We start from the raw sequence: 22807 nt of genomic DNA, 5'->3' as shown, positions 1-22807 counted from the left end.
AGAGGACACATGTCTGACTACGTGACGCTGAGCCCTGAGGACGTCGCTAAGACGCTCGGTACTTCGCCATGGTGGGTGCGCGAGCAGGCGCGCCGTGGACGGATCCCGCACCTACGCGTTGGGAGGGGAAGCATCCGGCTGCTGCCTGAGCACGTCGATGCGCTGTTGGCGCTCATCACGGTTGAGTGCGTCGCTGACGAGGCCAATCCGCCGGTGACGGCCTCGAGTGACCTCAGCGCTCTCGGCTCGACCGTCAAGTCCCTTGCGGCACACCGGCGTCGTCCACACGTCTCGGGCGACCGCCGATTGTCTTAAGACCCGAGAGGTCAAGCTACCGGCGGGGCGCGCGCGCGAGACACTCGGGGGCACCGCGTTGTCTCCGGTCACATGGCGGCGGGGCCATGGAGATCACCGCCGGTGGAGTTCGGTCAGATCGACCGTCGTGCCCGCATCGATCTCGGCTCGCGCTTCACCCAGATATCCCATTACGGAGGCGTCGGACAGGACCTCGAGGGTCTCTTCCAGCGAGGCGAGGTCGTCCGGGGAGATGAGTATCGCCGCAGGCTCTCCGTTTCGGCTGATCACCATGCGCTGGCCGGTGTAGTGAACCGATCTGACGATGGCGGACAAGTGAGCCCTGGCAGAAGCGAGCGACGTCGTGCCAACGATTGGGTCCCTACTCATCACTTGAGCTCGCGCCAGGGCGGGGTGCACGCGGGGACATGAGCCCGCCGAGGGCGCGGCCAGCTGCATCGGCGGCCGCCCGCTGCTGGTCGGGCAGCAGGTGCGCATAGGTCTCGGTGGTCGTCGTGATCGACTCGTGCCCGAGCCGGCGCTGCAGGACGAATAGGTCCGTCCCCGCCGCGATCATCCAGGACGCGTGCGTGTGCCGGAGGTCGTGCACGCGAGGCCGCTTCGACAGCCGCGGGGCGTCACGGTCGGGCGAGCCGTCCGGCAGCTTGGGATTACGGGCGGCCTCGAGCGCGGGCGTCCAGGTAGTCGTCCAGAATCGCGGGGACTGCAGCTGCGCGCCGACGGTGTTGGTAAACAGGAGTTCGCTGGGTGCCTTGCCGGCGACGAGCGGCAACAGCACGTCCACCAAGTCATCGGGAAGCGACACGGTGCGCCGCGCGCGCTTGGTCTTCGGCGGGCCGACGTACCAGTGCCGGTCCTGATCTCGCTTCCACGCCTTTGTCACCTTGATTGTCGCCGGCTGAGACACGAGGTCGACGTCGCCGGTTGTCAGGGCGGTGGCCTCGCCCCAGCGCAGTCCGGTGGCGACGAGGGTCAGCACCAGTGGCTGGTAGTGGGCGGGGATCTTGGACAGCAGGAACATGAACTCCTCGCGCGTGAGGACAGTCATGTCGTCGCGCGTGGACTGCGACTTGGGCAGCAGGACGCCGGCGCACGGGTTGTCGGGCCGGTAGCCCAGTCGCACGGCCGTGGACATCGAGGCGGAGAAGAGGCCGTGCACGTTGGCGATCGTCTTCGGCGCCAGCCCCTTCTTCGACATGTCGGCGACCCAACCCGCGACCTGCCGGTAGGTGAGCGCCGCCACCGGGAAGGCGCCGAGCGTGGGGACGATGTGTGCCCTCATCTGCTGGCGGTAGTGCGCTCGGGTGTCGGTGCCGACCGCGGTCAGGAGGTCGATGTGCTCGGCGACGACCTGGGCGACGGTGGGCCCGGGCTTGCGAATGGCGTCAGCGATCCGTGCCGCCTCGGCGGCGTATCCGCCGGCGGCTTCGATGAGCTGCTTAGCGACGATCGCCTCGCGTTCGTCGTCGTACGTCAGGGACGTCTGGCGTCCCGTCTCGGGGTCACACCAGAGCACCGCGAACGCGCGCGTCCCGTCAGCGCGACGCCGCTCCCGCAGAGAGGCCATACACAACAAGGTAGTCAATCGTGTCAACGATTGGCTACCTTGCTGTCAACATGACCAGCGTTTCCGCAGGTCAGAGGGGTGGAGGTGGCGGGAATCGAACCCGCGTCCGATGACTGTGAACCAGGACTTCTCCGTGCGCAGTCTGCTGCGATTTTCTCGGCCCCCATGATCTAGCAGACATGTCATGGACGGGCTCAGTCGTCTAAGTGTCCCCCCAACGCCGACGACGAACGTTGGGAGCAGTGGCTCTCTAGATGACGCCAGCTACTGAGTCGAGAGCACTCTCAGGCTGACGGACCGTTCGACTCGCTCAGGCGGCGAGAGCGAACTGGTCGGTGCTGTTCTTATCGGCACCTATTGGTTTGCAAGGATCGTTTACGAGATAACCCTGCGTCCTCGGCACGCTTCTCCTGGATCGACGACCACCGTCGAAACCGATCACCCCCGTGTGCAGTTATCAAGCCCCGGGCGTGCGGTCCGCGAGCGGCCGGTACGTCCGGGTGCCGTCACCGGGCCGCGAGCGGCCGGGGTCGAGCAGGTCAAGCATAGTGCTCAACCCGCGCACCGTCCTCATCATTCCCGCTCACCAGCCTCCGCCGCCCCCGCCGCCGACTCCCCCACCGGAGAACCCGCCGCTGGTGCCGGACGACCCGGACGACGACGGCGTCGCCGCGGAGATCGACTCGGTCGCCACCGTGGAGAAGCTCTCGACGCTCTGACTGAACCCGCCGGCAGCCCCCAGTACAGGTAGCCGGCGCCGTACCCGTGGTACCAGGTCGGCTCCGGCACACGCTCACCGCGGGCCGCGAGATCGCCGAACACCCCGGCCCACTGCTCCGTCAGCCCGAACACGATGGCGTACGGCAGGTACCGGCTGAACAGGTCCTCGCCGTGCAGCACCCGCAGCGAGTCGGGGCTCGCGGTCTCCAGGTACCGCTTGAACGCGACCGCCTCGGCGAGCACCCCGGTGCCGGACGACGTCCGCGCCGGCGCCTGCTTCGCGAGCGCCAGCACGACGACTCCGAGCACGACCAGCACGACGCCGAGCAGCGCGAGCCCGTCGACCAGCGACGCGATGCCGATCCCGGCGACGACCAGCCCGGGCACCAGCAGCAGCCCACCGGCGAGGTACCAGTGCGACCGGACGGTCGCCGGGTTGCCGCGGAACCAGCCGCGCTCGGTGACGTGCTCGTACAGCAGCCCCTGCACCGCGGCCATCGACGACGCGAACGTCTCGCGCACCTCGGACATCCGCACCGACGCACGGTCGGCGAACAGGTCGGCGAGCAGCCGCTGCTCGAACCCGGTGAGGTCCGCGCGGGACCGGTCGGTCGCGACGAGCCGCCAGTCCTCGGCCGCGTCGTCGTCGCCGTCGTCGTCCTCGTCCTCGCCCGACTCCCCCGAACCGGACGCCGGCTCCTCGTGGATCTCCAGGTACCCCCGCACCGCGAGGTCGACGATCGTCGCGGTGACGTCACGCGGGTCGGCGACCTCGTCGAGCAGCGTGCCGAGCTCACCGGGCAGCACGGCGTCCGGCGGCGTCGCCCGCACGGCGACCGGAGGTCGGTGCTCGTGGAACGCCGCGTTCGCACGCCCGACGCCGCCCCCGCGGCGCCGCCGGACGCAGCGGCAGCACCCGGGCCGCCGTCGGACACCATGCCGGGAGCGAGGCCGAGCGCCTCGCGATCCCGGCCACCGCGTCGCGCGCGGACCACCGCGAACGCCCCGCCGCCGACGAGCGTCACGAGCGCGGCCGCACCCAGCGGCGACGTCGGGCGCCACGGGTCCAGGTGGTCGATCGTCTCGGCGAGGATCGGCTCGACGCCGGGGAAGGTCCCGGCCGGCCACGCGGCGGCGACGGTGAACGCCTCCCCGGCAGCACGACGTCCTGCCCGAAGCGCGCCGACGCCAGGTCACCGGACGACGCGGGTGTCGGCGCCCCCGTGCACGGCTCGGTGCTGCCGGGCGGCCCGGCGAAGCAGGCCGCGTCCACGATGTCGGCCGGGCCGGTGACCGTCGCGGTGACGTCGGAGAGCGGGATCTCCCAGTCGGTGCCGATCACGTCGAGGTACAGCTCGTCGCCCTCGGGCGGGGCGGTGCCGCTGGTGCCCACGCGGGTGCCGGCCGGGTTGACCCACCCCTCAACGCGGTAGGTGACCGTGTAGGTGTGGGTGCCCTCGACGTCGTCGACGTCCTCGTCGCCGATCCGCACCACGACGCCGTACCGGCCGTGGTCGGTGTCGAGGTCGGCCGGGGCGGTCTCGCTGGCTGCGGTGACGTCGGTGATGCGGAAGAGGCGGTCCTGCTCGTCGTTGCCCGCGATGTCCTGCCGGGTGGGCAGGGTGAGGAACGGGCCGTGCCCGGGGTCGTCGCCGAAGTCGAAGTCGAAGTCGAGGCGGACGTCGGCGACGCCGTCGGGCCCGAGCGTGATGTCCGCGTCGTAGCGGGTGATCTCCCGGCCGTCGGTCTGCGCCGCGGCGGGCGCGGCGAACCCCAGCGTGCCCGCGACGAGCAGCACCGCGGCAGCGACCGCGCCGCGCACGCCCCGCGCAGCGCGGGCTCGCACGCCACTCACCACCACGCCGGCACCGGCGCCCCCCAGCACCCCCACGTCAGCGGTCGCGCTTGGCGCGCATGGCCTTCTGCGCCTCGAGGTTGTCCTGCCGCTCGCGCAGCGTCTGGCGCTTGTCGTACTCGCGCTTGCCTCGGGCGAGCGCGATCTCGACCTTCGCGCGGCCGTCGAGGAAGTACAGCGACAGCGGGACGATAGTCTGGCCCTTCTCGCGCGTCTTCGCGTCGAGCCGGTCGATCTCGGTGCGGTGCAGCAGCAGCTTGCGCTTGCGGCGCGGCGCGTGGTTGGTCCAGGTGCCCTGCGTGTACTCGGGGATGTGCACACCCTCGAGCCAGGCCTCGCCGCGCTCGACCGTGCACCAGCCGTCCACCAGGGACGCGCGCCCGGCGCGCAGCGCCTTGACCTCGGTCCCGGACAGCACGAGGCCGGCCTCGAACACGTCTTCGATCATGAAGTCGTGCCGGGCCTTCTTGTTGTTGGCCACGAGCTTCCGCCCGGTGTCCTTGGCCATCGTCTGCCCTGTCCCCTCGCCCGCGTGCCTGCTGCCTGCTGCCTAGCCGCGCGCGTCGCGCGTGGCCGTCGTCCAGCCTAGGCGACGGCGGGTCGGCGGCGCCCGGGGATATCGAGCGTTCTGCTACCGGCCGAGCAGACCGGCCGAGCGGACCAGCCGAGCGAACCGACCGGACGTGCCGGTGGCAGGCGCTACGGACCGAGCAGCGGCCGCGGGTCCGTCGTCGCGCCGTTGATGTACACCTCGAAGTGCAGGTGGCAGGCACCGGACAGGCCCGTGTTGCCCGCGTAGCCGATGAGCTGCCCGCGCGTGACGCGCTGCCCGCCGGACACGACCGCCCGCGTCAGGTGGTTGGAGCTCGACATGAGCGAGTTCCCGTCCACGTAGCCGTGGTCGATCATCACCTGGTTCCCGAACCCGCCTCGCCACTGCGACCACCGCACCGTCCCGTCGCGGGGCGCGTACAGGGGCGTGTTGCAGCCCGTGCGCAGGTCGGTCCCGGCGTGCAGTCGCGAGTACCCGAGGATCGGGTGCAGCCGCGGCCCGTAGCTGGACGTCACGTACATCGGCCTGATCGACGTCGGGTTGGAGAACATCGCGCCGGACACGCTGCCCGACGGCGCCTGCGCGGCACCGCTGGCCGCGGAGGCCGCGGACCCGCCGCCCGCGCCGGGACGCGTGGCGGCCCGAGCGGCGGCCGCCTGGGCGGCCGCGCGCTCCTGGGCGATGATGCCCTGCAGCTCGGACTCGATCGAGCTGCGCTGCGCCTCGACCTGGGCGGCCTGGCCCTCCGCCTGCGCCTTCATGCCCTCGATCGCCGCCTGCTGGGCGGCCTGCTGGGCGATGAGGTTCTCGATCTCGGCCTTGCGCTCCGCCGCGGCTGCCCGGGCGGCGTCGGCCTCGACGACCTTCGCGTCGGCCTCGATTTTGAGCTCGGCGACGCGCTCGCGCACCGCGGCGAGCCGGGCCTGGCTGTTGCGGTTGGCGGCCTCGATCTGGCGAAGCTCGTCCAGCGCCTTCGTCTGGGTCCGCATGGCGGTGTTGACCATGCCGTACTGGTCGACGAACTCCTGGGTGCTCTCGGCGTCCATGACGACGCTCAGGCTGCTCGTCGCGGTGTCGCCCTTGTAGGCGCGGCGCGCCATCTGCCCGACGGCGGTCCGGATCTCCTCGCCGCGGGCCTCGTCGACGGCGATCGTCTCGGTGAGGCGCGCGACCTGATCCGTCGCGTCGAGGAGTCGGGCGGCGATGAGGTCGGCCTCACGCTGGGAGCGCTCGAGCTCCTCCTCCGCGGTGGCGAGCTCGGCCTGCGCGGCGGGCAGCCGGGACTGGGTGGCCTGCAGGTCGAGCACGGCCTGGCCGAGCTGGGCGTCGAGGCCCTCGATCGACGCCTCGAGCGCCTCGAGCTGGCGGTCCGCGGCGGCACCGCGCTGCTCCGCGGCGGCGCGGCGGTCGTCCAGCTCGTCGGCGAACGCGGGCGCCCCGACGGCCACGAAGGCAGCGAGCACCCCGGCGACGGTGGCGGTGAGCAGGCGGGTGGGCCTCATCGATTCAGACCTTCGTGTAGCGACTCAGGGTGACCACCGAGGAGATCACGGCGAGCACGATGGCGACGGCGAGCAGGACGGGCGCGATGGTCAGGACGTCCGCGGAGTCGACGTAGTCGATCCACGACACCTGACCTCCTAACCAGTCCGTCACGAGATAGCGGACACCCAGCCACAGCGCCCCGACCGCGAGCGCCGCACCGATCGTGGCCGCGATCGCGCCCTCGAGCATGAACGGCAGCTGGATGAACAGGTTCGATGCTCCCACGAGCCGCATGATGCCCGTCTCGCGTCGTCTGCTCATCGCCGACAACCGGATGGTCGTCGTGATGAGTAGCACCGCGGCGAGCAGCATGATTCCCGCGATGCCGATCGACACGATGGTCGCCCGGTTGAGGACCGTGAACAACGAGTCGAACAGCCGCCGTTGGTCGAGGACCTCCTCGACCCCCTGCCGGCCGGTCAGCACGTCCGCGACGACCTGGTACTGCTCGGGGTCGGCGAGCTTGATCCGGTAGGACGACTGCATGTCCGCCGCGGTCACCTCGGCGGCCCACCACTGGTCGCCGATCGTGTCCTGGAATGACTCGTACGCCTGCTCCTTGGTCTCGAAGTAGACCGTCTGGACGTACGGCTCGATCTCCGGGGACTCCAGCTCGGCCTCGATCGCGTCCTTCTGCTCCTCGGTCACCTCGCCCGACGCGCAGGACGGCGCCTCCGAGCCCTGCGCGCACAGGAAGACCGACACCTCGACCTTGTCGTACCAGTCGTCCTTCATCTGGGAGATCTGCTGCTGCAGCAGCGCCGCCGCCCCGACGAAGGTCAGCGACACGAAGGTCACGAGGACGACCGAGATCGACATCGCCAGGTTCCGGCGCAGGCCGATACCGATCTCGGACAGGATGAACTGGAGTCTCACGCGGGGAACCCTTCAGCGCGCCGAGCCGTACACACCGCGGGACTGGTCACGGACCATCTCCCCGTGGGTGAGCTCGACCACGCGCTTGCGCATCTGGTCGACGATCTCGTCGTCGTGGGTGGCCATCACCACGGTCGTGCCGGTCCGGTTGATCCGGTCCAGCAGCCGCATGATGCCCAGGGACGTGGTCGGGTCGAGGTTCCCGGTGGGCTCGTCGGCGAGCAGGATCGAGGGCCGGTTGACGAACGCGCGCGCGATCGCCACGCGCTGCTGCTCACCACCGGACAGCTCGTGCGGGCGTCGCTTCTCCTTGCCGCCCAGACCGACCAGCTCCAGGGTGTCCGGGACCGTGGTCATGATGTGGTGGCGCGGCTGGCCGATGACCTGCAGCGCGAACGCCACGTTCTCGAACACCGTCTTGTTGGGCAGCAGCCGGAAGTCCTGGAAGACGACGCCGATCTGCCGGCGCAGGTGCGGCACCTTCCACGTCGACATCGTCGACAGGTCCTTGCCCGCGACGACGACCTTGCCCGCCGTCGGGCGCTCCTCGCGCATGACCAGGCGCAGGAACGTCGACTTCCCGGAGCCGGACGCACCGACGAGGAAGACGAACTCCCCCGCCCGACCTCGAGCGACACGCGGTCGAGCGCCGGGCGCGCGCCGCGCTCGTAGACCTTGCTGACGTTCTCGAAGCGGATCACGGTTGCCGTGGCCAGGAGGAGGGGACGGAGGGGGCGGAGCGCTGACCGCCGACCAGCCTAGGCAGGCGTCTCACCCGTTCGGCCCTGGACACGCCACGTCGCAGGTGGCCCACCGGCTGCGCGGAGGGGAGGACGTCCCCTCGGTCCCGGTTCAGGATGCCTCCGCCGCCAGCTGCTGGTTCATCCGCCAGCGGATGCCGGCCTCGATGAACGCGTCGATCTCGCCGTCGAACACCGCTGAGGTGTTGCCGACCTCGTACTCCGTGCGCAGGTCCTTGACCATCTGGTACGGGTGCAGCACGTAGGAGCGCATCTGGTCGCCCCAGCTCGCCTTGACGTCGCCGGCCATCGCCTTCTTCGCGGCGCTCTCTTCCGCCTGACGCTGCAGCAGCAGGCGGGACTGCAGCACGCGCAGCGCGGCGGCGCGGTTCTGGATCTGGGACTTCTCGTTCTGCATCGACACCACGATCCCGGTCGGGATGTGGGTCATGCGGACGGCGGAGTCGGTCGTGTTGACCGACTGGCCACCCGGGCCGGACGAGCGGAACACGTCGACCTTGATCTCGCTCTCCGGGATCTCGACCGAGTCGGTCTGCTCGATGAGCGGGATGACCTCGACCGCGGCGAAGGACGTCTGCCGGCGGCCCTGGTTGTCGAACGGCGAGATCCGCACGAGGCGGTGCGTGCCGGCCTCGACCGACAAGTTGCCGAACGCGTAGGGCACCTTGACCTCGAAGGTCGCCGACTTCAGCCCGGCCTCCTCCGCGTAGGAGGTGTCCAGGACGGCGGTCGGGTAGCCGTGCCGCTCGGCCCAGCGCAGGTACATCCGCAGCAGCATCTCGGCGAAGTCGGCGGCGTCCACGCCACCTGCACCGGAGCGGATCGTGACGACGGCCTCGCGGGCGTCGTACTCCCCGACAGCAGGGTGCGGACCTCGAGCTCGCCGAGGTCCTTGCGGATGGTCGCGAGCTCGGTCTCGGCCTCGGCGAGGGTGTCGGCGTCGCCGCCGTCCTCGGTGGCCATCTCGACCAGGGTCTCGAGGTCGTCGATGCGCCCGCCGAGGTTCTCCACGCGGTCCAGCTCGGACTGCGCCGCGGAGAGCTCGGAGGTGATCTTCTGCCCGGCGTCGGGGTCGTCCCACAGGTTCGGGCTGGACGCCTGCTCGGACAGGTCGGTGATCCGGGCGCGCAGCGCCTCGGGGTCGCTCACGCCACGGATCGTCTCGAGGGTCGTGCGGAGGTTGCGGATCTCGACCGCGAAGTCAGTGGCTGCCACGGCGGTCCAGGCTACCCGAGGGCCTGCGCCACCCCGGCCGGGCGGTCAGCAGCGCGACCGCTCGCGTGCGCGGCGACGGCGTCGGCCACCGCACGACGCAGCGGGTTGACGTCCGTCCCCGCCCGCGTGGGGTGGACGCGGTTCGTGAGCAGCACGGCGACGGTGCCGCGGCCCGGGTCGACCACGAGGGACGTCCCGGTGAAGCCGGTGTGCCCGATCCCCCGGACGCCGCCCATGAAGGCGGCGTCGGCCACCCGGAAGCCGACGGCCTGGCCGTAGGGCGGGTGCCCGGGCGGCAGACCCGCGACCGGCTCCCGCAGCACACGCACGGACGCCGCGGTCAGCACGCGCCCCGCGCGCCCGACGCCGTCCGCCAGGACGAGCTCGCCGAGGGCGAGGACGTCGTCGGCCGTGCCGAACAGGCCGGCGTTGCCGACCGGGCGCGCGAGCGCGTGGGCGAGCTCGTCGTGCACCGCACCGCGGACGACGCCGCGGCCGGGCTGGTCCTCGGTGGCGACCGCGGCCGGGGCGGGCACCGGGCCGTACCGCGCGGTCCCCGCGCCGAGCGGTCGCAGCACCCGGCGGGTGACGAGGGCGTCGAGCGGCTCTCCCGTCGCGACCTCCAGCGCCCGCCCGACGGCGATGTACCCCAGGCAGGAGTAGGTGTGGGCGGTGCCGGGTGCGGCCGTCAGCGGGCCGGCGAGCACGGTCGCGAGCAGCCGGTCCGGGTCGCGTTCCGTGCGCCAGGCGGCCGAGGAGTCGGCGAGCCCGGCCGTGTGGGTGAGCAGGTGGCGCAGCGTGACGGACGCCGCGCCGGGGCCGGCGCCGACCGGGACGAGCGCGGCGACCGGCGCGTCGAGGTCGACGACGCCGTCCTCGTGCAGCGCGAGCGCCGCGACGGCCACGTACGTCTTGGTGAGCGACGCGAGGTCCCACAGGGTCTGGCCCGTGACGTCGTCCGGCTCTCCGCCCGGCTCGACCCGCCCGGTGGTGCCCCGGTGCAGCCGGACCGTCGCCCCGGACGGGGTGCGGACGGCGACCGACACGGCGGTGCCGGGCAGCCCGCGCAGGCGGGCGCCGTCCACGGTCCCGGCGAGGGCGCTGGCCAGCCGGTCGTCGGTGGTCACGTCCACAGCAGCCCCTCCACCGGCCCGGGGCGGTCCGCCGTCGTCAGGCTGCGCGCGAGCGCGACGCTGCCGGCGAGCGGGTCCCCCGCCGCGGCGACGACCCGGACGTCGGGTCGGGCCCGGGCGAGGGCGTGCCGGAGCGCGGCGTCGACGACGGCGACGCGGCTGACGCCCCCCACGCACGCGAGGACGGGCGGCACGTCGTCGGTCAGCACCGCCCCGGCCGCACGGGCGAGGCTCCGCCCGGCCTCCGCGACGATGCCGCGCGCGGCCGCGTCGCCGCCGTCGGCCAGGCCGGTCACGACGCCGGCGACCGAGGCGAGCAGCGTGGCCGGGTCGTCGCGCTCGTGGACCAGCCGTGGCCACCCGGTGGGGTCGCCCAGGAGGGCGCGCGCCTCGGCCAGCAGGGCGGCGCCGTCCGCGGACCGCCCGTCGAACGCCTCGAGCGCGCGCCGCAGCCCTTCGGCGCCGAGCCACGCCGCGCCGCCGCGGTCGCCGAGGAGGTGCCCCCAGCCGTCCGCGCGCCGCCACCGCCCGGCGCGGCCGCGGCCGAGCGCCACCACCCCGGTCCCGACCGCCAGCACCGCACCGGCCTCGCCGTCCAGCGCCCCGAGGTGCGCGGTGAGCGCGTCCGCGGCGAGCGCGACGCGGTCGCACCCCGTCAGCGTCGTCAGCGTCGCGGCCAGGGACGGCCGGTCGGTGGACAGCGACCCGAGGCCGGTCGCCCCGACCGCGACGGCGACGACCGGACCGCCGAGCGCCGCGACGCCGTCGGGCACGAGGCGCCGGACCGCGTCGACGACGGCGCCCGCGATCCCCGCGTCGGTCTTGCGGGCACCGGGCGCCACCGCGGACGCGACCGGCCGCCCGGCGGCGTCGACGGCGACCGACCGGCTGCTGCTGCCGCCGACGTCGACGGCGATCAGCAGCCCGGAGCCCGGGTGACTCACGTGCCCCGGCTCACTTGCTCATGCCGGCGGTGAGCCCGTTGATGATCTGCTTGGTGGCGATGAGGAAGATGACCACGAGCGGGACCGTCGCGATGGTCAGCCCGGCGAACAGCTGCGGCCAGTCGGTCGAGTACTCCCCGAAGAACCGGGTCAGGCCGACCGGCAGGGTGTAGGTGTCGCGGTCGCGCAGCAGGATCAGCGGGTAGAAGAAGTCGTTCCACACCGGCACGAACCGGAACACGATGACGGTCGCCAGCGCCGGCCGGACCAGCGGGAGCAGGACGCGCCAGAACGTCTGGAACGGTCCGGCGCCGTCCAGGCGCGCCGCCTCCTCCAGCTCGATCGGCATCTGCCGGAAGAACACGGCCAGCACGAACGTGCTGAACGGGATGCCGAGCGCCGCGTACACGAGGATCAGGCTGAGCCGGCTGCTGGTCATCCCGAGCGCGTCGAGCATGTAGAACAGCGGCAGGATCGCCAGGTGCACCGGCAGCATGAGCCCGGACAGGAACACGGCCTCCGCGCCGGCGAAGAACCGGCTGCGGCTGCGGGCGAAGGCGTACGCGGCCAGGACCGAGACCACCGTGCCGAGCGCGACGGAGCCGACCGTCACCACGGCCGAGTTGATGAAGTAGGTCTCGAACGATGCGGTGAGCCATGCCTCCTGGTAGCTGGACACGGTGGGCTCGAGGGCCAGGCCGAGCGGCTCGGTGGCGATCTGCTGCTGCGAGCGCAGCGAGTTGTTCACCATGAGCACGAGCGGGCCGACGGCGACGAGCGCGTAGCCCCACAGGAAGACGTTGGTGAGCACCGAGCTCAGCAGCCCGCCCTGGCGGACGGGTCGGCGGCGCCGGTCACCCCGGCCGGGCGGGGTGACCCGGGCGTCACCGGACGCGTGCGTGCGTGGCAGCTCGGCGGGGACGTGCTGGACGGTGGTCATCAGAAGAGCCTCCGCTCGGCCCGGCGCATCACCCGGGTGATCACCACGGACACGATGAAGATGAAGAGGAACAGGACGGTCGCCAGCGCGGAGGAGACGCCGATCGAGTTGGCGTTCCCGCCCTCGAACGCCGTGCGGTAGAAGAGCAGCATCATCACGTCGGTGGACCGCGCCGGGCTGCCCGAGGAGCCGCCGAGCGCGAACGGGATCGCCATCGACTCCATCGCGCCGATGAACGTCAGCACCGTGATGATCCCGATCGTCGGGGTGAGCATCGGCAGGGTGATGTGCCGGAACCTCTTCCACGACGTGGCGCCGTCGAGCGAGGCGGCCTCGTCGATCTCCGGCGAGATGCCGCCCATCGCGGCCCCGTACAGCAGGATCGGGAAGCCGATCCACTGCCAGGCCGTGACGCCGACGACGACCCAGATCGCCAGCGTCGGGTCGCCGAGCCACGGCAGCGCGAACGACTCGAGGCCGACGCCGCGCAGGATCGCGTTCACCGGGCCGAACAGCGGCGACAGCATGAGCGACCACAGGTAGCCGATGACCATCGGGCTGACGAGGTACGGCAGCGCGAACACGGTCTGGAACAGCCGCTTGGTGCGCTTGCGCCGGTGCAGCAGCGCCGCGATGGCCAGGCCCAGGGTGTTCTGGAAGACCACCGCGCCGCCGAACAGCAGCAGGTTGTGCAGGAAGGCGTTGCGCAGGTCGTGCGCGTACGGCGCCTGGGTCAGCAGCGTGACGTAGTTGCCGAAACCGGAGAAGCCGCCCTGACGGGTCCCGGTCCACTCGAAGAACGAGTAGCTCAGCGCCGCCACCATCGGGTACAGGATGAACACGCCGAACAGCGCCGCGGCCGGCAGCACGAAGGCGAGCCCCACCCCGAAGGGCAGGTGGACGCCGGTGTTCTTGCTGCGCACGCGCGACGTGCGGCCCGCGACTGCGGGGATTGCCATGTCGGTCCCTTCCTCGGCGGGGCGGCGGGCCGACCGACGCCGGGGCAGGTGGCCCCGGCGTCGGCCGGCGGGAGGTCACGCGCTCGGCGTGAACCAGGTGGAGACGCCGGCCTGCAGGTTCGCGGCCAGGTCCTGCGGGGTGGACTGCCCGAGGAACAGGCTCTGGATGTCCGGCCCGAGCACGGCGGTACCGGTCGGGTCGCCGTAGCGGAAGTCCACGAGGAGCAGGTACGGCGCCGGGTTCTCGGTGTACTGCTCGTTCATCTCCTGCATGAGCGGGTCGGCGTACTCCACGCCCGGAAGCGGGGAGAACTGCTTGGCCTCGTCGGCGAAGGTCTGCCCGAACTCCGGCGTCGCCATCCAGCTGAGGAGCTCCAGCGCCTCCTCCTTGTTGTCCGAGGCGGCGTTGAGGCCGAAGCTGCCGTCCGCGTACCCGGGGTCACGGCCTCGTCGAGCACCGAGCCGGGGGCGGCGGGACCTCGTAGACGCCCCACTCGGTGTCCGGCGCGCCGTCCTGGAACGTGGGCAGGTCGAACGACCCGCCCGGCCACTGCGCCGCGAGCCCGGAGGTGAACTGCAACGACGCGTCGGCGACGGCGATCGCGCTCACGTCGGGGTCGAGGTACTTCTGCATCTCCTGGACGATCTCGAGCGAGGCGACGTAGTCCGGGTCGGTGAAGTCCTTCGCCCCGGTCAGCACGGCCTCCTCGAACTGCGAGCCGCCGTAGCGGGCCGAGCCGACGACGTCGTGGAACATCGGCAGCACCCAGTCCTCGCGGGCGCCGAGCGCCATGGGGGTGACGCCCTCGGCGAGCAGCGTCTCCTGGAGCTCGATGAACTCGTCCCACGTGGTGGGCTCGGTCAGGCCCATCTCGTCGAACATCGTCTTGTTGTAGAACATCTGCATCGTCTGGTAGGCGAACGGGACGCCGTAGGTCAGCCCGTCCTCCTGCCCCTGCGCGGCCCGCAGGACGGTCGGGTCGAACTGGTCGAGCCCGTCGACGTCGTCCCCGATGGGGGTGAGCTGGCCGGCGCGGATCGCGTTCTGCACGCCGCCGTAGGCGCGGAGCATGGGGACGTCGGGGCCGTCGCTGCCCTCGAGCCCGGTGGCGAGGATCTGGTTGTACTCGGTCGGCTGGAAGCCCTCGAACTCGACCGTGACGCCGGGGTTCGCCTCCTCGTACACGTCGAAGATCGCCTCCCAGGCGGGTGCGGTGGAGGCCTGCCACGACCACACGGTCAGGGTGACCTCCTCGCCGCCCCCGGCACCGGCGGCGGGGGTCTCGTCCGCCGCCGGGGCGTCCGAGGCGGGAGCACAGGCGCTCAGCGCGAGGGCGCCGGCGGCGAGGCCGGCGAGGACCAGATGCTTGCGAGTTGTCATGAGGGGCTGTCTCCGAGCTCGGGTGCGGGCGGATGGGACATCGGTGCTGCGCCGGGACACGGGTGTCACGGCGCGAGGTGACGGACGGCGTCGCGGACGGATCCGGACGACGCCGCCAGGGCGGTGCGGGCGGCGTCCACGTCGACGCCGCACAGGGTGGCGACCAGGGCGGGCTTGAGGTCGCCGTCGGCCTCGGCCAGGACGGCGGCCGCGGACGGCAGGTCCTGGCCGGTCGCCTCGGCGAGGATGCGCACGGTGCGGTCGCGCAGCTTGGCGTTGGTGGCGACGACCGAGACCATGAGGTTCGACCAGACCCGGCCGCGGCGGATCATCAGCGCGGTGGAGAAGCCGTTGAGCACGAGCTTCTGCGCCGTTCCCGCCTTGAGCCGGGTCGAGCCGGTCAGCACCTCGGGGCCGGTGTCGACCTCGATCGCGATGTCGACCTCGGCGGACAGCACCGCCCCCGGGTTGTTGGTGATGAGCGCGGTCACCGCGCCCGCCGCGCGCGCCGTGCGCAGCGCGGCGCCGACGTAGGGCGTGCGCCCCGACGCGGTCAGCCCGATGGCGACGTCGTGCGGTCCGAGCCCGGCCGCGGCGGCGGCGCCGTCGTCCTCGGAGTCCTCGGAGTTCTCCACGGCGACGACCAGCGCGGCGGGGCCGCCGGCCATGTGCGCGATCACGGTGCCGGAGTCGATGTTGAACGTCGGCAGCAGCTCCGCGGCGTCGAGCACCGCGAGCCGCCCGGACGTGCCGGCGCCGAAGTAGTGGACCGCTCCCCGGCGTCGAGCGCGGCGTCCGCCGCGTCGACCAGCCGGGCGACCGCGGGCAGCTGCGCCGCGACGGCGCCGGCCACGGTCGCGTCCTGACGGTTGAGCAGGGTCAGCACCTCGAGCGACGTCATCTCGTCGAGGCCGGCCGACTCGGCGAGGCGCTGCTCGGTGTGCGCGACACCGGTCGGCCAGATGCCAGCGGAGGTGGTCATGGAGTCCTGTCCGTCGTCGTGCTCCTGCCGCGTTGCAGGACGATGCTGCACAGTAGTGGCAATCATTGCCACGATGTCCAGACCCGTTGGCAATTTTTACACGCCGGACACACGATCGTGGCAGAGTGAGCGCCGCCAGCCCCCGACGACCCGTGGAGCGCCATGTCGAGCAGCGTGCTGACCACCCTCCACCAGCGCATGCCCGCCATGACGCCGACCGAGCAGCGCGTCGCCGCGCACGTCGTCGCGTCGCCGGCCGAGATCCAGGCCCTGACCATCACGGACCTCGCCCAGGCGGCCGGGGTCTCGACGTCGTCCATCGCGCGCTTCTGCCGGACGCTCGGGTTCGAGGGCTACCCCGACTTCCGCATGTCGCTCGCCGCCGACCTCGCCCGCGAGGCCCAGTCCCGCGAGCGCTTCCAGATCAGCGACGGCGACGTCGACCCGGCCGACGGCGCCGCCGACGTCGTCTCCAAGATCGCCTACCACGAGGCCGCGACCATCGAGCAGACCGCCCGCGACCTCGACCTCGTCGCGCTGGACGCCGTCGTCGACCGCGTAGCCACGGCCCGGCGCATCGACCTCTACGGCACGGCCTCCAGCGGCCTCGCCGGCCAGGACCTGCACCTCAAGCTGCACCGCATCGGCCTGTTCAGCCAGGCCTGGACCGACCAGCACCTGGCGCTGACGAGCGCCTCGCTGCTGTCGCCCGCCGACGTCGCGATCGCCTTCTCGCACTCCGGCCGCACGCTCGAGGTGGTCCAGGCGCTCGCCGTCGCCCGCGGGACGGGCGCGACCACGGTCGCCATCACCAACGTCCCGGACTCCCCGCTCGCCGCCGGCGCCGACATCGTGCTGACCACCTCGGCGAACGAGACGAAGTACCGGTCCGGCGCGATGTCGAGCCGGATCGCACAGCTGGCGGTCGTGGACTTCATCTTCGTCCGGGTCTCCCAGCGCCTCTACGACCGCATGGCGACGAACCTGCGCCTCACGTTCGACGCCGTCCGCGGCCACCGCATCGACTGAAGGGCACCGCCATGCCGCTCGCCACCGCGTCCGACGCGTCCTCCTCCACCCGGACGGCGGTCCCGCGCACCGGGATCGACCTCGTCGCCGCCGGCCGGGGCCCCGACCTGCGCGGCCTGCGGCTCGGCATGGTCACCAACGACGTCGCCCTCACCACGGACTTCCGGCGGGGGCGGGAGGCCGTCGTCGCCGCGGGGCTCGACCTGCGCCTGCTGTTCACCCCCGAGCACGGCCTCACCGGGATGGCGCGCGAGGGCGCCCTCATCGGCGACGACGTCGACCCCGTGACCGGGCTGCCGGTGCGGTCCCTGTACGGCGACACGCTCGCGCCGGCCGCGGCGGACCTCGCCGGGCTGGACGCCGTGCTGTACGACCTGCCGGACATCGGCGCGCGCTTCTACACCTACATGTGGACGCTCAGCCACGTGCTCGAGGCGTGCGCCGCCGCCGGGACCCGGCTCGTGGTGCTCGACCGGCCCAACCCGCTGGGCGGCGACCTCGCCGTGGCCGAGGGCCCGATGCTCGACGAGGAGCGGTGCCACTCCTTCGTCGGGCGCTGGTCGATGCCGGTCCGGCACTCGCTGACGATCGGGGAACTGGCCCGCTGGTGGGTCCGCTCGCGCGGGCTGGACGTCGAGCTCGACGTCGTCGCGGCCGAGGGCTGGACGCGCGACGTGACCGCCGTCGACGGCGCCGCGCACTGGACCCCGCCGTCCCCCGCGATGCCCAGCGCGCTCACCGCGCTGCTGTACCCGGGCACCTGCCTGCTCGAGGGCGTCAACCTCTCCGAGGGGCGCAGCACCGCGGTCCCGTTCCGGGTGCTCGGCGCGCCGTGGCTCGACGCCGAGGCACTGGCCGGCCGGATCCGCGAGCTCGACCTCCCGGGGCTGCGCGCCACGCCGTACCCGTTCACGCCGCTGGTCCGCGACCACGCCGGTGAGCCGTGCGCGGGCGTGCTGCTCGCGGTGACCGACGTCGCCGCGCTGCGCCCGGTGCGGTCGATGGTCCGGATCCTGTCCCTCGTCGCCGAGCTGCACGGGGACCGCCTCGAGGAGCGGACCGCGCCGCACATGCCCGGGGAGTCGCCGCGCACCGCGCTGGAGAAGCTCTTCGGCCGGGTGGACGCCTTCACCGAGATCACCACGGGGGCGTGGGACGACCCGGAGCGGTTCGCCGTGCCGCAGTGGGCCGAGGCCGTCTCCGACTCCCTGCTGTACCGATGAGCGCCGCTGCGCCGGTGGGCGCCGCCGACCCCGCGGGCGCCTCACCGGCGGCGTGGCGGGCGCTCGCCCCGCACCTCGCCGCACTGGACGTCACGGACAAGGGCTGGGGCCCGGCACTCGCCGCCGCCGGGCCCGACGCCGCGGGTGTCCCGCTGACCGACGCGTCCACGCCCGTCCTCGCCCTGGACGTCGCCGCCGCCGAGCGGAACCTGCTCACCATGCAGGCGTGGGCGTCGGACCGCGGCGCCCTGCTCGCCCCGCACGGCAAGACGACGATGACCCCGGGCCTGTGGCACTGGCAGCTCGGCGCGGGGGCGTGGGCGATCACCGTCGCCACCGAGGCCCAGCTGCGGGTCGCCCGCACCGCCGGCGTCCGGCGGGTCGTCGTGGCCAACCAGCTCGTCTCCCCGTCCGGGCTCCGGTGGCTGGCCGGGGAGCTGGACGCCGACCCCGACCTCGACGTCACGTGCTGGGTGGACTCGCTCGAGGGGTCGACGCGATGACCCGCGCCCTCGCCGCCGCGGGTGCCCGGCGCCGGCTCGGCGTGTGCGTCGAGCTCGGCGCGGCCGGCGGACGCACCGGGGCGCGCACCGACGACCTCGCCCGCCGGGTCGCGGCCGCCGCGCGCGACTCCGACCGCCTCGAGCTGCGCGGCGTGGCCGTCTACGAGGGCAGCGTCCCCGGCACGGACGACGCCGACCGCCTCGCGGCCGTGCGGTCCTTCCTCGCCCGCACGGCCCGCACCTTCGCGGCGCTGTCCGACCTGTACGAGACGACGGAGCCGATCCTGACCGGCGGCGGCAGCGCGCTGTTCGACCTCGTGGTGGAGGGGCTCGCCCCGGCGGCGGCCCGCCACCCCGGCGCCCGCCTCGTCCTGCGGTCGGGTGCGTACCTCGTGCACGACGACGGCCTGTACCGCGCCAGCACCCCCGCGGCGACCCGCTCCGGCCCGGCGCTCACGGCGGCCGCCCACGTGTGGAGCCGCGTGCTGTCGGTCCCTGAGCCGCACCTCGCGCTGCTGGACGCCGGCAAGCGCGACGTCCCGTACGACGCCGGGCTGCCCGAGGTCCAGGCCGTCGTCCGGCACGACGCCACGGGCGCCCCCGGGTGGTCCCCGCGCCCGGCGCGACGGTCACCGGCACGAACGACCAGCACACGTACGTGCGCCTCGACGAGCCGCACGCGCTCGCCGTCGGGGACATGGTCCGGCTCGGGCTGTCCCACCCGTGCACGATGTTCGACAAGTGGCGCGCCGTCCTGCTCGTGGAGCCCGGCGCCGGCGACGGGGTCCCGACGGTGCACGGCGCCCTGCGGACCGCCTTCTGACCGTGACGGCGAGCCTCCTGATCCGCGGCGGGGTCGTCGTCGACCCCGTCGACGGCGAGCGGCGAGCCGACGTCGAGGTCCGCGACGGCCGGGTCGTCCGCGTCGAGCCGGACCTGCGCCTCACCGACACCCCGGCCGGCGCGCGCGTCCTGGACGCCGCCGGGCGGCTCGTCCTGCCGGGGTCCGTGGACACGCACTCCCACGCCGACGCCCGGGTCCTCGACGACGACGTCCAGCTCGCGCTGCTGCGCCAGGGCGTCACCTCGGTCGTCGTCGGGCAGGACGGCGTCTCCTTCGCCCCGGGCGACGGCCGGTACGCCACGGCGTACTTCGGCGCGCTCAACGGCACGCACCCCACGTACGCCGGCGGCGGCGTCGCGGACCTGCTGCGGGGCTACGACGGCACGACGCGGGTCAACGTCGGCTACCTCGTCCCGGCCGGGACCGTCCGGCACGAGGTCATGGGGTCCGACCCCGGACGGCCGACCACCGAGCAGCTCGCCGCCATGGTCGCCGCCGTCCGGACCGGGCTGGCCGAGGGCGCGCTCGGGCTGTCGTCCGGTCTGGACTACGTCCCCGGCAGCTTCGCCGACGCCGCAGAGCTCGCGGCCCTGTGCGCGCCGGTCGCCGAAGCGGGTGCGGTGTACGTGACCCACATGCGCGGGTACGAGGAGTCGTCCCCGCGCGGGTTCGCCGAGGTGTCCGAGATCTGCGCCCGCAGCGGGGTCGCCGCCCACGTCTCGCACTTCCACGCGCGCGCCGGGCTCGTCCACGAGCTGCTCGCGGGGGCCGCGGCGCGCGACCTGGACGTGACGTTCGACGCCTACCCCTACGCCCGCGGCTTCACCATCCTCAGCATGCTGCTGCTGCCACCCGCGCTGCTGGCCGGCGGCGCGGACGCGGTCGCGGCGACGCTGCGGGACCCCGTCGGACGTGACCGGGTGCGGGCGCGGCTCGTGCGGGACCCGCGCGACGACGACCACGGGGCGCCGGGATGGCCCGAGCGCCTCGTCGTGGCGTCGGCCGGCTCCGCGGACTTCGCCTGGACCGAGGGGCGGACGCTGGCCGCCGCCGCGGACGCGTCCGGGCGGGACCCGCTGGACCTGGCGCTGGCGATGCTCGGCGCCTCCGGTCTGCAGGTCACCGTGGTCACCGACCTGCCCCGGACCCGCACGGACGCCGAGCTCGCCGACGTCCTGCGCCACCCGGCCGCGATGTGCGGGTCCGACGGCATCTACCTCGGTGCCCACCCGCACCCCCGCGCCTGGGGTGCCGCCGCGCGCCTGCTCGCGGTGTTCGTCCGCGAGCGCGGCGACCTGGACTGGCCGGGCGCCGTCCGGCTGCTCGCCGAGCGGCCGGCCCGGCGCTTCGGTCTCGGGGGCCGGGGCCGCGTCGCCCCGGGCGCCGTCGCCGACCTCGCCCTCGTCGACGCGTCGGCCGTCACCGACCACGCGGACTACGACTCCCCGACGGCGCTCGCGTCCGGCATCGACGACGTCGTCGTGCGGGGCGTGCCGGTCCTGGCCGGCGGCCGGCTCACCCCCGCGCTGGCCGGCCGGGTGCTGCGCCGGGCGCCCGCCCCCGTCGCCACCGACTCCCACCGGGCGGATCCCACCGACCGCACCGATCCCACCGACCGCACCGACCGCACCGACCGCACCGAACGCACCCAACGCACCCAACGCACCGACCGAGGAGCACCATGAAGCAGACCGTCTCGACCACCCGAGCCCCTCGACCCGCCGGCCCCTACACCCAGGGCGTCGTCGCCCAGGGCCTGCTGTGGACGGCCGGGTTCGGCCCGGCCGACCCGCAGACCGGCGAGGTGCCCGAGGGGGTGCGCGACCAGACCCGGCAGGTCCTGCGCAACGTGGCTGCGGTGCTCGAGGAGGCCGGCCTCGACCTGGGCGACGTCGTCAAGGTGACCGCGCACCTGCAGCACCTGCACCGCGACGTCGCCGGCTTCAACGAGGTCTACGCCGAGATGGTCCCGCAGCCCTACCCGGTCCGGACGACCGTCGGCTCCGACCTCGCGGACATCCTCGTGGAGATCGACGTGGTGGCCGCGCTGCGCGACCCCGGTAGGGCTACCGGATCCGCTGCAGGCGGGCGCGGACGGGCCGGGCGAGCAGCTCACCGAGCGTGACCCCGGCCGCCAGGCCGAGCCCGACCGTGGCCGCCTGCAGCAGGATCTGCAGCCCGGGCGAGACACCGCTGGACTCGTCGATGAGCCGGAACAGGCCGCGGTAGATGGTCAGCCCGGGCAGCAGCGGCACGATGCCGCACACCGAGGTGACGATGGCCGGGACGCCCAGGCGCCGGCTGAGGGTCTCGGCCGCGAAGCCGATCGCGACCGCCGCGCCGGCGCTGGCGACCGCCGGCCCGCCACCGATCTCCCGCAGCGCGGTGAACAGCAGGAAGCCGGCCCCGCCGACCGTCGCCGCGACGAGCGCCGCCCGCGGCCGGGCGTAGGACGCCATCGCCCACGCCCCGGCGACGACCGCGGCCCCCAGGGCCTGCAGCGCGAGCGGGGCCGGGTCGGCGCGGACGTCGACGAGCGCGAACGGCACCCCGAGCCGGCGGGCGACGTCGAGCACCGCACCGATCCCCACCACGATCCCCAGGGTCAGCAGGATGACCTCGAACACGCGCGCGGACGCGGTCACCGGAAACCCGCTGATCGCGTCCTCCGCGGCGCCGACGAGGGACAGCCCGGCGAGCAGCACGACGATGCCGGACGCGACGACGAGCGACGGCGGCAGCGTCTGCAGGTCGACCGGCAGCAACGGGATCAGCACCAGCAAGAGCACCGCGACCGTGGTCGCGATCGCGGCGCCGGCGACCTGCAGGAAGAACGGCGGCAGCCCCCACCGGCCGAGCTTGCTGATGACGACGTCGATCACCGCGGTGGTCGCGGCGGCGACGAGCACGACCCAGATGCCCCCGCCGAGCAGGACGGCGACCCCGGCCGCCATCGCGGACAGCACCGCGGTGACCAGGGATCGGCGGTACGGGTGCGGTGCGCTGACGATCTCGTCGAGCCGGTCGTGCGCGCGCTCGACGCGGCGGTCGACGGCGGCCGGGCCGAGGGACGACGACTGCGCGTCCTCCGGGTCGTCGGCGACCCCGGCGGTGAGGTCCCCGGCGAGCTCAAGCACCCCGGTCAGGCGGCCGTAGTCGGCGCTGCGGCTCTCCACGACCCGCAGCACGGTCACCGGCGAGGCGCCGGGGCCCGGGTCGTGGGAGACGAGGATCGCGGTGAAGGTGAGGTCGACCTCGCACTCGAGGCCGAAGGACCGCACGACCCGCTTGATGGAGTCTGTGACGTCTGCCGCCGCCGCGCCGAGGGACAGCATCGCCTCGCCGATGCGCACCGCGAGCTGCAGCACGCTGCGGACGGTCTCCTCGCCCAGCCCCCCACCGCGGGACCGGCGCCCGACCTGCACCGTGGGCGGGGACCCCGCGGTCCGGCGGGCCACGCGC

The 22807-nt window shown here is 73.4% G+C and carries 24 protein-coding genes, 1 other RNA gene and 2 pseudogenes; 8 read left to right on the top strand and 19 right to left on the bottom strand.

Annotated features, from left to right (window positions below):
• The first annotated feature begins 9 nt into the window (after positions 1 to 9).
• A complete protein-coding gene (locus REH70_RS20355; RefSeq protein WP_396134676.1) occupies positions 10 to 315 on the top strand; it encodes a helix-turn-helix domain-containing protein in 306 nt (101 codons plus the stop codon).
• Between the two features lie 93 nt (positions 316 to 408).
• Here the strand turns inward: REH70_RS20355 and REH70_RS04105 are convergent, their stop codons facing one another.
• The 18 genes and pseudogenes from REH70_RS04105 to REH70_RS04020 all read right to left on the bottom strand — a co-directional run bounded on the left by REH70_RS04105 (position 409) and on the right by REH70_RS04020 (position 15746).
• Complete coding sequence (locus REH70_RS04105) at positions 409 to 684, bottom strand: type II toxin-antitoxin system Phd/YefM family antitoxin (RefSeq protein WP_310754134.1); 276 nt, start codon at positions 682 to 684, stop codon at positions 409 to 411.
• Positions 677 to 1882 carry a site-specific integrase gene (locus REH70_RS04100; protein ID WP_310752510.1) on the bottom strand — a complete coding sequence of 402 codons (1206 nt, stop codon included), beginning with the start codon at positions 1880 to 1882 and terminating at the stop codon, positions 677 to 679. Before REH70_RS04100 ends, REH70_RS04105 begins: the two co-directional genes overlap by 8 nt.
• 76 nt (positions 1883 to 1958) lie before the next feature.
• Positions 1959 to 2328: a transfer-messenger RNA gene (ssrA, locus tag REH70_RS04095) on the bottom strand.
• A 127-nt stretch (positions 2329 to 2455) separates the two neighbouring features.
• Entirely contained in the window at positions 2456 to 3433 is a 978-nt protein-coding gene (locus tag REH70_RS04090) for a DUF2207 domain-containing protein (RefSeq protein WP_310752508.1), read from the bottom strand.
• Between the two features lie 190 nt (positions 3434 to 3623).
• The gene (locus REH70_RS04085; RefSeq protein WP_310752506.1) at positions 3624 to 4448 is read right to left on the bottom strand and encodes a DUF2207 domain-containing protein; all 825 of its coding nucleotides are present in this window, start codon (positions 4446 to 4448) and stop codon (positions 3624 to 3626) included.
• Between the two features lie 46 nt (positions 4449 to 4494).
• Positions 4495 to 4965 carry an SsrA-binding protein SmpB gene (smpB, locus tag REH70_RS04080; protein WP_310752504.1) on the bottom strand — a complete coding sequence of 157 codons (471 nt, stop codon included), beginning with the start codon at positions 4963 to 4965 and terminating at the stop codon, positions 4495 to 4497.
• A gap of 191 nt (positions 4966 to 5156) precedes the next feature.
• Positions 5157 to 6512, bottom strand: coding sequence for a peptidoglycan DD-metalloendopeptidase family protein (locus REH70_RS04075; protein ID WP_310752502.1), 1356 nt, complete (start codon positions 6510 to 6512; stop codon positions 5157 to 5159).
• 4 nt (positions 6513 to 6516) lie between these two features.
• A complete protein-coding gene (gene ftsX, locus REH70_RS04070; protein WP_310752500.1) occupies positions 6517 to 7431 on the bottom strand; it encodes a permease-like cell division protein FtsX in 915 nt (304 codons plus the stop codon).
• A 12-nt stretch (positions 7432 to 7443) separates the two neighbouring features.
• Positions 7444 to 8132: pseudogene (gene ftsE, locus REH70_RS04065) on the bottom strand (cell division ATP-binding protein FtsE).
• Positions 8133 to 8283: 151 nt separating this feature from the next.
• A protein-coding gene (gene prfB, locus REH70_RS04060; protein ID WP_310752498.1) for a peptide chain release factor 2 occupies positions 8284 to 9407 on the bottom strand; the annotation gives its coding sequence in 2 pieces (ribosomal slippage) (positions 8284 to 9050 and positions 9050 to 9407; 1125 coding nt in all).
• 11 nt (positions 9408 to 9418) lie between these two features.
• Complete coding sequence (locus tag REH70_RS04055; protein WP_310752496.1) at positions 9419 to 10534, bottom strand: serine hydrolase domain-containing protein; 1116 nt, start codon at positions 10532 to 10534, stop codon at positions 9419 to 9421.
• Positions 10531 to 11484, bottom strand: a complete 954-nt coding sequence (locus tag REH70_RS04050) for a BadF/BadG/BcrA/BcrD ATPase family protein (protein WP_310752495.1) — start codon at positions 11482 to 11484, stop codon at positions 10531 to 10533. Before REH70_RS04050 ends, REH70_RS04055 begins: the two co-directional genes overlap by 4 nt.
• A 10-nt stretch (positions 11485 to 11494) precedes the next feature.
• Positions 11495 to 12424 (bottom strand): carbohydrate ABC transporter permease, encoded by a 930-nt coding sequence (locus tag REH70_RS04045; RefSeq protein WP_310752493.1) that lies wholly within the window; start codon positions 12422 to 12424, stop codon positions 11495 to 11497.
• A complete protein-coding gene (locus tag REH70_RS04040; RefSeq protein WP_310752491.1) occupies positions 12424 to 13383 on the bottom strand; it encodes a sugar ABC transporter permease in 960 nt (319 codons plus the stop codon). The genes REH70_RS04045 and REH70_RS04040 overlap by 1 nt, the downstream gene beginning before the upstream one ends.
• A gap of 75 nt (positions 13384 to 13458) precedes the next feature.
• On the bottom strand, positions 13459 to 13743 hold the full coding sequence (locus tag REH70_RS04035; protein WP_310752489.1) for a hypothetical protein: 285 nt from the start codon (positions 13741 to 13743) through the stop codon (positions 13459 to 13461).
• Positions 13744 to 13822: 79 nt separating this feature from the next.
• Positions 13823 to 14764, bottom strand: a complete 942-nt coding sequence (locus REH70_RS04030) for an extracellular solute-binding protein (protein WP_310752487.1) — start codon at positions 14762 to 14764, stop codon at positions 13823 to 13825.
• A gap of 65 nt (positions 14765 to 14829) precedes the next feature.
• Positions 14830 to 15495 (bottom strand): N-acetylmuramic acid 6-phosphate etherase, encoded by a 666-nt coding sequence (locus tag REH70_RS04025; RefSeq protein ID WP_310752484.1) that lies wholly within the window; start codon positions 15493 to 15495, stop codon positions 14830 to 14832.
• Positions 15441 to 15746, bottom strand: coding sequence for a hypothetical protein (locus REH70_RS04020; RefSeq protein ID WP_310752482.1), 306 nt, complete (start codon positions 15744 to 15746; stop codon positions 15441 to 15443). The genes REH70_RS04025 and REH70_RS04020 overlap by 55 nt, the downstream gene beginning before the upstream one ends.
• A gap of 162 nt (positions 15747 to 15908) precedes the next feature.
• On the opposite strand from REH70_RS04020, the gene REH70_RS04015 reads away from it, so the two are divergent.
• From REH70_RS04015 to REH70_RS03990, 7 genes and pseudogenes are all read left to right on the top strand, one after another.
• On the top strand, positions 15909 to 16775 hold the full coding sequence (locus REH70_RS04015) for a MurR/RpiR family transcriptional regulator (protein ID WP_310752480.1): 867 nt from the start codon (positions 15909 to 15911) through the stop codon (positions 16773 to 16775).
• Positions 16776 to 16786: 11 nt separating this feature from the next.
• Complete coding sequence (locus tag REH70_RS04010; protein ID WP_310752478.1) at positions 16787 to 17998, top strand: DUF1343 domain-containing protein; 1212 nt, start codon at positions 16787 to 16789, stop codon at positions 17996 to 17998.
• On the top strand, positions 17995 to 18501 hold the full coding sequence (locus REH70_RS04005) for a hypothetical protein (RefSeq protein WP_310752476.1): 507 nt from the start codon (positions 17995 to 17997) through the stop codon (positions 18499 to 18501). Before REH70_RS04010 ends, REH70_RS04005 begins: the two co-directional genes overlap by 4 nt.
• Positions 18498 to 19028: pseudogene (locus tag REH70_RS20350) on the top strand (amino acid deaminase); the annotation flags it as partial. The gene REH70_RS04005 and the pseudogene REH70_RS20350, both read left to right, overlap by 4 nt.
• 77 nt (positions 19029 to 19105) lie before the next feature.
• Entirely contained in the window at positions 19106 to 19324 is a 219-nt protein-coding gene (locus REH70_RS04000; protein WP_310752473.1) for a hypothetical protein, read from the top strand.
• A 2-nt stretch (positions 19325 to 19326) separates the two neighbouring features.
• Positions 19327 to 21030, top strand: a complete 1704-nt coding sequence (locus tag REH70_RS03995) for an amidohydrolase family protein (RefSeq protein WP_310752471.1) — start codon at positions 19327 to 19329, stop codon at positions 21028 to 21030.
• Positions 21027 to 21470 carry a Rid family hydrolase gene (locus REH70_RS03990; RefSeq protein ID WP_310752470.1) on the top strand — a complete coding sequence of 148 codons (444 nt, stop codon included), beginning with the start codon at positions 21027 to 21029 and terminating at the stop codon, positions 21468 to 21470. Before REH70_RS03995 ends, REH70_RS03990 begins: the two co-directional genes overlap by 4 nt.
• On the opposite strand, the gene REH70_RS03985 is transcribed toward REH70_RS03990, so the two are convergent.
• Complete coding sequence (locus REH70_RS03985) at positions 21412 to 22803, bottom strand: threonine/serine exporter family protein (RefSeq protein WP_310752467.1); 1392 nt, start codon at positions 22801 to 22803, stop codon at positions 21412 to 21414. The two genes, REH70_RS03990 and REH70_RS03985, sit on opposite strands and share 59 nt — an antisense overlap.
• Positions 22804 to 22807 lie beyond the last annotated feature (4 nt).

Origin of the sequence: Cellulomonas sp. ATA003 (genome assembly GCF_031582905.1) — a bacterium.
Taxonomy (GTDB): Bacteria; Actinomycetota; Actinomycetes; order Actinomycetales; family Cellulomonadaceae; genus Pengzhenrongella.
This window is presented reverse-complemented; position numbering and strand designations above follow the sequence as displayed.

Bases quoted from the DNA above. Each gene is read 5' to 3' on its own strand.
- REH70_RS20355 (WP_396134676.1), top strand. From the start codon at position 10: ATGTCTGACTACGTGACGCTGAGCCCTGAGGACGTCGCTAAGACGCTC.
- REH70_RS04105 (WP_310754134.1), bottom strand. From the start codon at position 684: ATGAGTAGGGACCCAATCGTTGGCACGACGTCGCTCGCTTCTGCCAGG.
- REH70_RS04100 (WP_310752510.1), bottom strand. From the start codon at position 1,882: ATGGCCTCTCTGCGGGAGCGGCGTCGCGCTGACGGGACGCGCGCGTTC.
- smpB (WP_310752504.1), bottom strand. From the start codon at position 4,965: ATGGCCAAGGACACCGGGCGGAAGCTCGTGGCCAACAACAAGAAGGCC.
- REH70_RS04075 (WP_310752502.1), bottom strand. From the start codon at position 6,512: ATGAGGCCCACCCGCCTGCTCACCGCCACCGTCGCCGGGGTGCTCGCT.
- REH70_RS04045 (WP_310752493.1), bottom strand. From the start codon at position 12,424: ATGACCACCGTCCAGCACGTCCCCGCCGAGCTGCCACGCACGCACGCG.
- REH70_RS04040 (WP_310752491.1), bottom strand. From the start codon at position 13,383: ATGGCAATCCCCGCAGTCGCGGGCCGCACGTCGCGCGTGCGCAGCAAG.
- REH70_RS04035 (WP_310752489.1), bottom strand. From the start codon at position 13,743: ATGGCGACGCCGGAGTTCGGGCAGACCTTCGCCGACGAGGCCAAGCAG.
- REH70_RS04030 (WP_310752487.1), bottom strand. From the start codon at position 14,764: ATGACAACTCGCAAGCATCTGGTCCTCGCCGGCCTCGCCGCCGGCGCC.
- REH70_RS04020 (WP_310752482.1), bottom strand. From the start codon at position 15,746: ATGACCACCTCCGCTGGCATCTGGCCGACCGGTGTCGCGCACACCGAG.
- REH70_RS04015 (WP_310752480.1), top strand. From the start codon at position 15,909: ATGTCGAGCAGCGTGCTGACCACCCTCCACCAGCGCATGCCCGCCATG.
- REH70_RS04010 (WP_310752478.1), top strand. From the start codon at position 16,787: ATGCCGCTCGCCACCGCGTCCGACGCGTCCTCCTCCACCCGGACGGCG.
- REH70_RS04005 (WP_310752476.1), top strand. From the start codon at position 17,995: ATGAGCGCCGCTGCGCCGGTGGGCGCCGCCGACCCCGCGGGCGCCTCA.
- REH70_RS03990 (WP_310752470.1), top strand. From the start codon at position 21,027: ATGAAGCAGACCGTCTCGACCACCCGAGCCCCTCGACCCGCCGGCCCC.